Origin of the sequence: Vibrio sp. ArtGut-C1 (assembly GCF_002105475.1) — a bacterium.
GTDB classification, from domain to species: Bacteria; Pseudomonadota; Gammaproteobacteria; order Enterobacterales; family Vibrionaceae; genus Vibrio; species Vibrio diabolicus.
In genome coordinates, this window is record NZ_NCTH01000021.1 from 88,190 (window position 1) to 99,353 (window position 11,164).

At 45.6% G+C, this 11,164-nt stretch carries 12 protein-coding genes; 8 read left to right on the top strand and 4 right to left on the bottom strand.

All coding sequences use genetic code 11. The annotated features are described in order from the left end of the window. Positions 1-20 precede the first annotated feature (20 nt). The 5 genes from accA to B7360_RS17130 all read left to right on the top strand — a co-directional run bounded on the left by accA (position 21) and on the right by B7360_RS17130 (position 4,293). Positions 21-980, top strand: coding sequence for an acetyl-CoA carboxylase carboxyl transferase subunit alpha (gene accA / locus B7360_RS17110; protein ID WP_005380365.1), 960 nt, complete (start codon positions 21-23; stop codon positions 978-980). A 106-nt stretch (positions 981-1,086) separates the two neighbouring features. Then, a complete protein-coding gene (gene tilS, locus B7360_RS17115; RefSeq protein WP_085344094.1) occupies positions 1,087-2,397 on the top strand; it encodes a tRNA lysidine(34) synthetase TilS in 1,311 nt (436 codons plus the stop codon). A 70-nt stretch (positions 2,398-2,467) separates the two neighbouring features. After that, complete coding sequence (locus B7360_RS17120) at positions 2,468-2,782, top strand: cytochrome c (RefSeq protein ID WP_074191692.1); 315 nt, start codon at positions 2,468-2,470, stop codon at positions 2,780-2,782. 187 nt (positions 2,783-2,969) lie between these two features. Continuing rightward, entirely contained in the window at positions 2,970-3,308 is a 339-nt protein-coding gene (gene glnB, locus B7360_RS17125) for a nitrogen regulatory protein P-II (protein WP_005436810.1), read from the top strand. A 139-nt stretch (positions 3,309-3,447) separates the two neighbouring features. Further along, positions 3,448-4,293, top strand: coding sequence for an endonuclease/exonuclease/phosphatase family protein (locus B7360_RS17130; RefSeq protein WP_085344095.1), 846 nt, complete (start codon positions 3,448-3,450; stop codon positions 4,291-4,293). A 1-nt stretch (position 4,294) separates the two neighbouring features. On the opposite strand, the gene B7360_RS17135 is transcribed toward B7360_RS17130, so the two are convergent. The 3 genes from B7360_RS17135 to gloB form a co-directional block, all read right to left on the bottom strand. Then, a complete protein-coding gene (locus tag B7360_RS17135; protein WP_046875508.1) occupies positions 4,295-4,981 on the bottom strand; it encodes a YIP1 family protein in 687 nt (228 codons plus the stop codon). Beyond that, positions 4,978-6,561, bottom strand: a complete 1,584-nt coding sequence (locus tag B7360_RS17140) for a LysM peptidoglycan-binding domain-containing protein (protein ID WP_085344097.1) — start codon at positions 6,559-6,561, stop codon at positions 4,978-4,980. Before B7360_RS17140 ends, B7360_RS17135 begins: the two co-directional genes overlap by 4 nt. 255 nt (positions 6,562-6,816) lie before the next feature. Then, positions 6,817-7,575, bottom strand: coding sequence for a hydroxyacylglutathione hydrolase (gene gloB / locus B7360_RS17145; RefSeq protein ID WP_085344099.1), 759 nt, complete (start codon positions 7,573-7,575; stop codon positions 6,817-6,819). Between the two features lie 37 nt (positions 7,576-7,612). On the opposite strand from gloB, the gene B7360_RS17150 reads away from it, so the two are divergent. Next, on the top strand, positions 7,613-8,359 hold the full coding sequence (locus tag B7360_RS17150; RefSeq protein WP_012841508.1) for a class I SAM-dependent methyltransferase: 747 nt from the start codon (positions 7,613-7,615) through the stop codon (positions 8,357-8,359). Here B7360_RS17150 and rnhA read toward each other — a convergent pair. Next, the gene (gene rnhA, locus B7360_RS17155) at positions 8,356-8,820 is read right to left on the bottom strand and encodes a ribonuclease HI (RefSeq protein WP_012841509.1); all 465 of its coding nucleotides are present in this window, start codon (positions 8,818-8,820) and stop codon (positions 8,356-8,358) included. The genes B7360_RS17150 and rnhA overlap by 4 nt on opposite strands. A gap of 59 nt (positions 8,821-8,879) precedes the next feature. Here rnhA and dnaQ point away from each other — a divergent pair, with 59 nt between their 5' ends. Beyond that, complete coding sequence (dnaQ, locus tag B7360_RS17160) at positions 8,880-9,602, top strand: DNA polymerase III subunit epsilon (protein ID WP_005380385.1); 723 nt, start codon at positions 8,880-8,882, stop codon at positions 9,600-9,602. 8 nt (positions 9,603-9,610) lie between these two features. Next, entirely contained in the window at positions 9,611-10,861 is a 1,251-nt protein-coding gene (locus B7360_RS17165) for a TIGR03503 family protein (protein ID WP_085344101.1), read from the top strand. Positions 10,862-11,164: the final 303 nt, after the last annotated feature.

Here is an 11,164-nt window from a genome sequence, read left to right on the forward strand (position 1 = left end):
GAGTAAACAAGGATTCATAGATGAGCCTAAACTTTCTTGAATTTGAAAAGCCAATCGCAGAACTAGAAGCGAAAATTGAAGCATTACGTGATGTCTCTCGTCACGGTGGTGATTCTGCGATTGACCTGGATAAAGAAATCGAACAGCTTGAGAAGAAAAGCTTAGAGCTGAAGAAAAAAACCTTCAGTGACCTAGGCGCATGGGAAACAGCTCAACTGGCTCGTCACCCACTACGTCCTTACACGCTGGATTACATCCAACACGCTTTTGAGGAGTTTGATGAATTAGCGGGTGACCGCGCGTTTGCAGACGACAAAGCGATTGTGGGTGGCATGGCTCGCCTTGAAGGCCGCCCTGTGATGATCATTGGTCACCAAAAAGGTCGTGAAACCAAAGAGAAAGTGAAACGTAACTTTGGTATGCCAAAACCAGAAGGTTACCGTAAAGCGCTACGTTTGATGGAAATGGCAGAGCGTTTCAACATGCCGATCATCACATTTATCGACACGGCTGGCGCGTATCCAGGTGTGGGCGCAGAAGAGCGTGGTCAATCTGAAGCTATCGCGAAAAACCTAAAAGTGATGTCTGGTCTTAAAGTGCCAGTAATCTGTAACGTTGTTGGTGAAGGTGGTTCAGGCGGCGCACTAGCAATTGGTGTAGGCGACTACGTGAACATGCTTCAGTACTCTACATACTCAGTAATCTCTCCTGAAGGTTGTGCTTCAATCTTATGGCGTGATTCTGACAAAGCACCGCAAGCTGCAGAAGCGATGGGTCTAACTGCTCCTCGTCTTAAAGAGCTTGAACTGATCGACGAAATCATTGAAGAGCCACTAGGCGGCGCTCATCGCGATCATGTTCAAATGGCAGCGAATATGAAAGCAACACTACTTCGTCAGCTAGAAGATCTAGAACAATTGGATGAAGAGACGCTACGTGAACGTCGTTACCAGCGCCTAATGAGCTACGGTTACTGTTAATTTCGGTGATTGCTATTAAGCGTTAGCTGATATCTCAAGTGATAACAGTTAAAATAGAAAGGGTTGGATGAGAGTCCAGCCCTTTTTTGTACCTATCGGATCGCTTATGGAATCGCTTTACCCGCATTTTGCTCAAGTTCTCGGCCGCTACTATCAATCAGGCACTAAGGTTGTCTTGGCGTTTAGCGGAGGAGTGGATTCACGTCTTTTACTCGAATTACTCAGTCGCTATCAACAAGCGCATTCGATAGAGTGTCACGCTGTGTATGTGCACCATGGTTTGAGCTCGAATGCCGATGATTGGGCCGATAAATGCTTACTTTGGGCAAAACAAGTGGGCATATCATGCTCGATTGAGCGAGTGAGCTTAGACATCAGCAATGGTGAAAGTATTGAACTTCTTGCTCGTGAAGCTCGCTATCAAGCCTTAACTAAGTACATTCAAGAAGGCGATATACTGTTGACCGGCCAACATGCTGATGATCAACTAGAGACATTTCTCCTTGCTCTTAAGCGAGGCAGCGGGCCAAAAGGGTTATCTTCGATGGCGGAGAGTATGCCGTTTTCTGGTGGATCCCTAGTTCGACCATTGCTTACTATCAAGCGGAAGACCATCGAAGACGCGGCTACTAAATTAGGTTTGGAGTGGGTGGAAGACGAAAGCAACCAAGATACTCGTTATGATCGTAACTTTCTTCGTCATTGTGTTATCCCTGAACTGTCTGGTCGCTGGCCTAGTATCCATCAAGCGGTTCAGCGCAGTGCAAGCTTATGTGCTCAACAAGAAGCGCTATTGGATGAACTATTGAGCGCGGTGTTTGAACGCGCTTTACAAACGGATCTAAGTTTAAGTATTAAAGAACTGGCTAAGCACAGTGAATTAGCGCGTGCGCGCTTGATTCGTATGTGGCTGGCTAAGCTTAATACTAGTATGCCGACTCAGGTACAACTCAATCTTATCTGGAATGAAGTCGCATTAGCTCAGCAAGATGCCAACCCCAAACTACAACTTAAACAAGGTGAAGTGCGCCGTTTTCGAAATCGTCTCTACTGGGTAACAGAAATCGCTGACGTCACTGAGTGGCAAAGTACGATTCAAGTCGATACCGTTTTATCGCTTCCAGAGCGGCTAGGGGAACTGACCTTAACGACGAGTTCTAGTAACGCAACGATTGCGCTTCCGAGTCAGCCAGAATTGCTTCGCGTGACCTTCAATCCGGAAGGCTTATCAGCGCATCCAACCACGCGTAATAACAGTCGAAAACTGAAGAAATTATTCCAAGAATACAATGTGCCAAGCTGGCTGCGTCGTCAAATTCCGATTTTGATGTATCAAGACCGAGTCGTTGCTGTGGCAGATCTGTTCGTTGATCTGGCGTTTAATGGTCAAGATTGTGAACTTATTTGGCGCAGGTAATGAAAATTCATGCCACAATGTCGATTATAAAATATAAAAATCCTTAAATAATAATTGATTAGGTGAAGCAATGAAGAAAACAATCATGGGCGCAATGGTGGCGCTAACCATGTTCAGTGGGCAGGCTCTAGCAGCGGGAGATGCCACAGCAGGTCAAGCAAAGGCAGGAGTATGCGCTGCGTGTCATGGCGCCGACGGCATTGCTGTCATTCCGGGTTACCCAAACCTGAAAGGGCAAAACGAGCAATACATTATCAGCTCAATTAAAGCCTATAAAAACAAAGAGCGAACAGGTGGTCTTGCTGCTGTTATGCAAGCTCAAGCTTCACTGTTGTCTGATGAAGATATCGCAAATCTAGCGGCTTACTACGCAAGTTTGAAGTAAACGCGAGTCTGAAAAAGCTTGGACGATTGGGCATTGAGCTGTCCTCATTGGGGTTTTATCAACTCACGATATTCGCCATGTTAATTTGCTCAATCTGGATTTTCGCTGGTGGATCAGAGACAAACATTGAATGTTGCGAAACGCTAAACGATAATAAGCGCAATCGATTGAAGCTTAAGGGATGAACATGAAAAAAATTGAAGCGATTATCAAGCCATTTAAATTGGATGATGTTCGAGAAGCGCTAGCTGAAGTTGGCATTACAGGGATGACCGTCTCTGAAGTGAAAGGCTTTGGTCGCCAAAAAGGTCACACCGAGCTTTACCGTGGTGCAGAGTACATGGTGGACTTTCTGCCTAAAGTGAAGCTCGAAATCGTTGTAACGGAAGATGTGGCTGATAAATGCGTAGAGACGATCATTGAAACCGCGCAAACCGGCAAAATTGGTGATGGTAAAATCTTTGTTACTGATGTTGAGCGTGTGGTTCGTATCCGTACTGGTGAAGAAGACGAAGACGCGATCTAAGGTTTCTTGTTACCTTTCTCGTATTTATTATGCTAAAAGGGAGCCAAGTGGCTCCTTTTTTGTTTTTTACTTTCAGTGAAATCAAATAACCCGAGGTTGGTTGTTCCAGTTTTAGGGTGCGTATATTCAGGTTTGTCGTATGTTTAAGCGTTTTTTTCTGGCGTTAGCTTTTCTTATTATGGCGGTATTGGTCGGCTTCCAGGTTATTTTCACCGTACCAGATCAGCCGCAAATCATTACTCAAACAGGTTCAGAGCTGACGCAGGATATTAGGTGCATCGAATTTAGCGGCTCAAAAGCTCTGGATCAGGGCGGTGAAATCAATGTACTTGTCTGGAATATCTACAAACAGAACCGAACTAATTGGCAAAGCGCACTCAATGAATTCTCTGCTGAGAAACAACTGCTGTTATTGCAAGAGGCCAGCATGACACCATCTTTTAAGCAATGGTTGGTGGATGGCAACTGGGTCAGCAATCAAGTGAGTGCCTTTAAGGCATTGGGCAGCGGTGCCGGTGTGATTAGTATCGCTAAAGGGCAACCAGAAAAAGCCTGTGCTTATACGTCTAAAGAGCCTTGGCTGCGTTTACCCAAGTCTGCACTATACAGTCAGTATCACTTAAGCAATGGCGAGAGGCTCGCTGTGGTGAATGTACATGCGATTAACTTCACGGTTGGCACGCAAGAGTATGTCTCTCAGTTAACGGCTCTTGAAATGCTTTTAAAGCATCATACAGGGCCGATCCTATTCGCTGGAGACTTCAATAGTTGGAGTGAATCTCGCGTTAATGCGATGCGACAGGCCTTAAAAGCCGCGGACTTGCAAGAAGTGACGTTCTCGCCTGATCATCGAGTCCAATTTATAACGGGATTACCGCTGGATCATGTATTTTACCGAGGACTGACCCTCAAATACGCGAAAGCGCCGCAGAGCGACGCTTCCGATCATAACCCATTGTTACTGTCATTTACGTTAGATGACTAGCTTAGGTCACTACAATATAAAGCGCCCAAATAACGTAGAAGAATACCCATGGCAGGCTTGCAATCACCAAGGCTTGCCCACGTTCAAACTCAGTCCAAGTAAGCACAACACCGTAGCCCAATACAATGTACCAAGGCAGCAGTAGTGGTAGTGAGCTGGCAAAATGCGACCACTCGCTGGTAAGCGGCAGTTTTAATAGACCATTGAGGCTGTTTAAATCTGCTGCGTAAGTCATCACCTGACCATGCTTGAGTAACAGGCTCGCGTAGCTTGCGATATCGCCCAATACTGCTGGGAATAAGATTGCACACGACGCGGCAAACCACTTCCAGTAACCATATTGTTGCTTGCTTGCCTTCGTTGCAAGAAAGAACCAAAGCGCAAGCAACAGTAAGGTGGCAAAGCGGTTGAATACATCATTGATGATCGCACTTGCCATTAGCGTGTTTGGCTCTAATAGCTCAATCTGCTTTGGGTCGATTTGTTGAAACTGCGCGGCTAGTTGGTCACTAAGCCACGTGAAATCGACATTCGAAAAGTAAGCGCCCCAGAATAAAAACGGACTAAGCATCAAGAAGATGAACGGTTGCCATCCCCATCCGCCGCGTTGGTAAAGCGCTAGAAAGCAAGATGTTGGAGAACGAAAAATGTCCAACAGCATCACAAGTGGGTTGCTTGATGGGTTCATACACTTACCTTCGTTACGTCAACGTACAACTTAAGTTTTTGACCTGGTTGTAAGTATTTTTTCTTGTGTAGCGAGTTCCATTTCACGATGTCGTTCGTTTTTACTTTGAACTTGCTTGCAATGCCGCTAATGGTGTCACCGGAGCGAACGTTGTAGAAAACGGTACGAATCACAGCACCTTTGTCTGAGTCCTTCCAAATCACGAGCTTTTGACCAACGCGCAATGGATCTTTAGGGCCCATGCCATTCCATTTTGCTAACGATTTATACGACACTTTATTTTCACGTGCGATTGACCACAAACTTTCTCCAGACTGAACGACATGAGTGAGCTTGAGTTGTCCACGAGCACGTGATTGAGTCTTGCTTAATCGATTTTGTGCCGTTAGTGCGTATTTCGCATCGTCTTTTGTTGACGTCGGAATCAGTAGGTATTGGCCAATACGAATATTGTTATTCGACAGGCCGTTTGCACGTCGAATCACTTTTGTGGTTGTGCCGTATTTATTAGCTAGCACACTTAAAGAGTCACCAGACTTCACCTTGTAGCGAGCGACCTTCATCCCTTTACCACGGTTTTTCTCCACCTTAGTGAGAAAAGTCTCTTTTTTCTCTACCGGAATCAAAAGTTGGTGCGGACCTTCAGGCGCAGTCGACCATTGGTTGTATGCAGGGTTGTAACTTTGTAACTCTTTCACACTAATGCCGGCATAATCTGCTGCAATGGCCAGGTCAAGCTGTTCTTTCGGATCGACAAGCGTTAGAACAGGCTTGTTTGGAATCGCAGGAATATTAAGTCCGTACTTGTCTTGGTTTGCGATGACATCAGCCAAAGCTAGCAGCTTAGGTACGTAACTGCTGGTCTCTTTTGGTAAGTCCAATGAGAAGAAATCAGTAGGTTTACCGAGCTTTTTATTCTTACGAATTGCGCTAGAAACACGGCCACCACCACTGTTGTAAGCAGCAATTGCATGCTCCCAGCTACCATCAAAACGCTCGTTTAGTTGTACAAGGTAGTCCAGTGCGGCATCCGTTGCTGCTGCCACATCTCGGCGACCGTCATACCAGTAGTTTTGCTCTAGTCCCATCATCTTTCCGGTGCCAGGGACAAATTGCCACAATCCAGCCGCGCTACCGTGTGAGTAGGCAAAGGCATCGAATGAGCTTTCCACCACAGGAAGCAAAGCAAGCTCCATTGGGAGTCCACGCTCTTCGATACGTTTTGTGATCATGTATAGAAAAGGAGTCGCACGCTTAGACACTGTGTAAAGGTGATTCGGGTGCTTTAGATACCACGTACGGTAGTAGTCCACTTTCTTATGGTTTGGGATATCCATTTCAAGTTGCATGGCGATACGTTGCCATACATCTTCTTGTTCCTGAGGGGAAAGAACTTTAGGCGCGTCGTTAGCGGATTTTTTTGCTAAAGACGATGTGTTGCCCGGTTGAGCCTTCGCTGCATTTTGTTTTGCAGTCTGCTCAGATTTATTGGTTTCTGGTGTAGAAGACGTTGAGTCTGACTGAGTCAATTGACAGCCAGATAATAACAACGCCAACGCCCAGGTATACTTCAAACGCATGGATTCAGCCTATTTAGGGCCTTTTTATCTTCACCTGCCTGTCGCGCAACACAATGTGCGTGGCAGTCGCAAGATAATAGACATCTTTTAAACACTAACTAATTAATAGAGGCAAAGAGCTTCTAAATTATGCAATGGGGAGAAATTCAAATAGATTTATATCAACCCCAAACGTAAGAGAAGCGCCAGTGGCGCTTCTCGAAAAATCAGCCCCTGATAATACTGGGGTCTTGCAAACTTACAAGCAGAAAATGGTTAAAATTCGTTCTTCCACTCACGCAAAGCAGTAAAAACCGAGCATGGATCGCTATTTTTAATGCGACTAGCAACAGATTGAACCACGTCAGGATTGGTGGTTCGCAAGAACGGATTAATCCACTTTTCTTTGCGTATTGTTGTTGGAAGTGTCGAAATGTTTAGAGCTCGCAGTCGGTTTACATCATCGCGATATTGACGGAGCTGCTCATTATCAGGCTCAACCGCTAAAGCAAACGCCACGTTACTCGCGGTGTATTCATGCGCGCAGAAGACTTGAGTTTCTTCTGGTAGAGACGTTAGCTTGTTTAGTGACTCAAACATTTGCTCTGGCGTACCTTCAAAAATACGACCGCAGCCTGCGGAAAACAACACGTCACCGCAAAACAGTTTTCCGTCTCCAACGTAACCGATATGACCTAAGGTATGGCCTGGTAAACCTAGCACCAAAAAGATTTCGCCAAATAACTCCAGTTTGTCGCCTTCTTCCATGGGGGTGGTTAGGGTTGGAATTGGCTCAGATTTCGGGCCCACAACGGCGACTTCAGGAAAGGCACGCACTAAGTCTGGAACGCCACCAATGTGATCGTTGTGGTGGTGCGTAATTAAAATCGCTTCTAAAGTTAATTCGTTAGCCTGCAAGTATTCTAACACTGGCTTCGCATCGCCCGGATCAACGACTGCGCAACGCTTATCGCTATTTTGTATCAGCCAGATGTAATTATCATTAAATGCGGGTATGCTTTTGATCTCTAACACGATTCGTTCTCCGTCACCCATTTTAGTCAGGTGGTTAATGAAACCAGCACTCAGCAACAAAACTATACCACACCCGTCGACTTGGTCAGCAATGAACAACGGTCCGTGGGTGCTTGAGTCAATCCAGACCCGACTTGATGAATGGTGTCCGAAACTCTTCGGTTACCATATGCTCAAACTGGGCGGGTTGAGCTGTGAGCTAACCAGCTGTAATTGTAACATTCAACACCAAGTCAACGTAGATATCCAGAACCCGTTGCATAATGTGATTGCAGATGGTTACGAATTGCCCTTTTTGGAAAAAAGCTTTGATGTTGTGATACTCGCTCATCAGCTCGACTATGCAAGCGATCCACACCGTTTGCTACGGGAAGTCGATAGAGTGATGATGGATGATGGTTATTTGATAATCACTGGATTTAACCCACTAAGTTTGACTGGATTAGCGAGTTTGCTTCCATGGCGTAAACATAATTTGCCTTGGAGTGGACGAATGTTTACGTCGAACCGCATCAACGACTGGTTAGGGTTACTTAATTATCAAGTGATTCATTGCGATCGTTACGCGCTGTTTCCGATGAAGCGTTACCGCACGATGTGGACATGGTTGGAAAACAGTCTCGGTGATTGGGCGTCACCTGCAGGGAGTTTGTATTACATTGTGGCACGGAAACGAACATACCCTCTCAAGCCTATCAAACCGCATTGGCGTTTGAAGAAAAAGCTCACACCACTAGGGGTGATGAATCGAGAGGGCAATACTATGAGGAAAGAATCTCGTTAAGAGGGTTGGTAACCAGTATCTTCCTCGGTTGGGTTTTCTGCGGCGGTACGGGCTAGCTCATCACAAATTTCATTCTCACGATGACCAGCGTGGCCTTTTACCCAGTGCCATTCAACTTGATGGCGTGCAGTTTCTTTGTCTAGAGCTTGCCATAGATCGGCATTCTTCACGGGTTTTTTATCCGCTGTTTTCCAGCCACGCTTCTTCCAGTTATGGATCCACTGAGTAATACCTTGGCGCACATATTGGCTGTCAGTCGTTAAAGTGACTTTGCAAGGTTGTTTTAACGTCTGCAGCGCGACGACAGCCGCCAACATTTCCATGCGGTTGTTGGTGGTTAACGTGTAGCCTTTGGAAAGCGTCTTTTCTACGTCTTTGTAACGCAATACAATGCCGTAACCACCTGGTCCTGGGTTACCTAAACAAGAACCGTCAGTGAAAATCTCAACGTGTTTGGTCATATTTTTTGGTACTATTAGCCGAAACATTTAATAAAGCATAGTCTGACATACATAACCTTATGAATACCAGCAGCAATTCTGAATATAACCGCATTGTCGTTCTCGATACCGAAACCACAGGTATGAACCGCGAGGGTGGTCCTCACTACATGGGACACCGCATTATTGAAATCGGTGCCGTGGAGATCATCAACCGTAAGCTGACTGGTCGTCACTTCCACGTTTATTTAAAACCCGATCGTGAAATCCAACCAGAAGCGGTTGAAGTTCACGGTATTACGGATGAATTCTTGGTTGATAAACCGGAATACGCGAGCGTGCACCAAGAGTTTCTTGAGTTTATTAAAGGCGCCGAACTTGTTGCCCACAATGCGCCCTTCGATACGGGCTTTATGGATTACGAGTTTGGCATGCTCGATCCTAACATCGGCAAAACGGACGACTACTGCAAGGTGACCGATACCCTTGCTATGGCGAAGAAAATCTTCCCTGGCAAGCGAAACAACCTTGATATCTTATGTGAACGCTACGGTATTGATAACTCGCACCGTACACTCCACGGAGCTTTGCTCGATGCGGAGATTCTAGCCGACGTTTACCTCTTTATGACGGGTGGTCAAACGAGTCTAGAATTTAACGCGAATAAACAAGAGGGTGGGGTAGAAACCATTCGCCGTATTGAAGGAAGAAAAGCGCTAAAGGTTTTGCGCGCAAGTGCCGATGAACTAGAAGCTCACCAAAAAAGATTAGAGTTGGTGAACGACTGTATTTGGCATCAATAGGAGAAGCTATGCTGAGGGCTTTGTTGGTCGCGTTTTTAGCGATATGGAGTAGTCTCTCGAGTGCATCGAGTGAATCTGCTATGTCTTTGTTAGACAATCGCTTTCGAGTGGATCCAACCATCGAGCAGATCACTTTTTTAGTTTATCGTGAGCAAAGTTCTCAGCCAGTTGTTTTAGTGCGCCCTGACGGTAAAAAGTACTATGCTTGGGACGCCTACGACAATGTACGTTGGTACCAAGAAGCCTCACTCGATATTATCTCCGTTGACAACCCTATGCCAGGCCCATGGCAGGCTGTGGGGAAAGTCACTCCTAAAAATAACATCCGCTTAATTTCTCACTTAAAGCTCAGCACGGATGTGTTCCCAAACCGATTATATAATGGGGAAGCGCTTAAGTTTACAGCTCGCCTAACCTCCGACGACAAACCTCTCGTACTGCGCGACTTCCTTGACCGCGTGAATCTACGCGTGACATTTACCAAGTTTGTCGAAAATGAAGATGAGTTGATCAAAGAAGCACGTCCAGTGCCGATGGTTGTGGGTGAGTTTGCTGATGATGGCCGCGGCTTGGATGAAAAAGCAGGGGATGGTGTGTTCACTGTCCAACTACCAATAGACGTTGAGCCCGGTAAGTACCGTGCGCGAATCACCTCTGGTAATGGCGTATTCTTACGAGCGCAAGAGCAAGTCATCTTGGTTTATCCGAACCCAATTTCTCGTACTTTTATTCAGGCGCGCAATCCTGACAAACCACACCAATTGGTGGTGAGTGGTGAGCAAGGTATGATCGCGCCAGGCTCAATCGCAGTCACGGTGGAACAAGATGCACCCGATGGCTTTGTTAGCTACAGCCAAGGCCAGGTTTCTAAAGATGGAATGAGAACCACGCTGAATCTCAATAACGACGCTGAGCTTGGTAAGTACGCATGGCGCGGCGAGATCTTTGCCACTGATTTAGCGACGCAACGTCCACTAGTGTTTCCTATTCCAGAGCAAACCTTCAGTGTTGTTGATGAAGTTGATCTAGAAGCCGCTCGAATTGCAAAAGAAGCTGAATTAGCCGAGCAGCGCCGTATTGAAATGGAAAAGCAAATTATTGCTGAGCGGGAGGCTGAGCGTAAGCGCAGCATGATTATTATCGCGGTGGGTAACGTGATAATGCTGCTGATTGTGATCATTGCATGGATAGTCTGGCGCAAAATTAAAGCGAAGCGCGATGCCATGCCAGAGATGCAGTTAGAAGTGCCAAAGAAATAGTAGTAACACATGAAGCGAGAAACGGAGCCAATCGGCTCCGTTTTTTTTCAAGTTACCAAATTGGAAGAAGAAAAATGGATAAATTATGAATATTTAAGTTTACTGTACTCAAATATATGTTTGGGATTTTATATAAATAATATATCATTTTTACTTTCTAAATTGGTTGCATTTTTAATGTGACTAACTTTCAAAATAATCAATTAAAGATATACCCGTGATCATTGAAGATGCTTGATTTTCTTTAGAATCAGGATCATGCTACGAACTATGAAAATTACACTGACTCCTCAACAGAAACTG

Bases quoted from the DNA above. Each gene is read 5' to 3' on its own strand.
- B7360_RS17150 (WP_012841508.1), top strand. From the start codon at position 7,613: ATGAAACCAGCACTCAGCAACAAAACTATACCACACCCGTCGACTTGG.
- dnaQ (WP_005380385.1), top strand. From the start codon at position 8,880: ATGAATACCAGCAGCAATTCTGAATATAACCGCATTGTCGTTCTCGAT.
- B7360_RS17120 (WP_074191692.1), top strand. From the start codon at position 2,468: ATGAAGAAAACAATCATGGGCGCAATGGTGGCGCTAACCATGTTCAGT.
- B7360_RS17135 (WP_046875508.1), bottom strand. From the start codon at position 4,981: ATGAACCCATCAAGCAACCCACTTGTGATGCTGTTGGACATTTTTCGT.
- B7360_RS17130 (WP_085344095.1), top strand. From the start codon at position 3,448: ATGTTTAAGCGTTTTTTTCTGGCGTTAGCTTTTCTTATTATGGCGGTA.
- B7360_RS17165 (WP_085344101.1), top strand. From the start codon at position 9,611: ATGCTGAGGGCTTTGTTGGTCGCGTTTTTAGCGATATGGAGTAGTCTC.
- glnB (WP_005436810.1), top strand. From the start codon at position 2,970: ATGAAAAAAATTGAAGCGATTATCAAGCCATTTAAATTGGATGATGTT.
- tilS (WP_085344094.1), top strand. From the start codon at position 1,087: ATGGAATCGCTTTACCCGCATTTTGCTCAAGTTCTCGGCCGCTACTAT.
- B7360_RS17140 (WP_085344097.1), bottom strand. From the start codon at position 6,561: ATGCGTTTGAAGTATACCTGGGCGTTGGCGTTGTTATTATCTGGCTGT.
- accA (WP_005380365.1), top strand. From the start codon at position 21: ATGAGCCTAAACTTTCTTGAATTTGAAAAGCCAATCGCAGAACTAGAA.
- rnhA (WP_012841509.1), bottom strand. From the start codon at position 8,820: ATGACCAAACACGTTGAGATTTTCACTGACGGTTCTTGTTTAGGTAAC.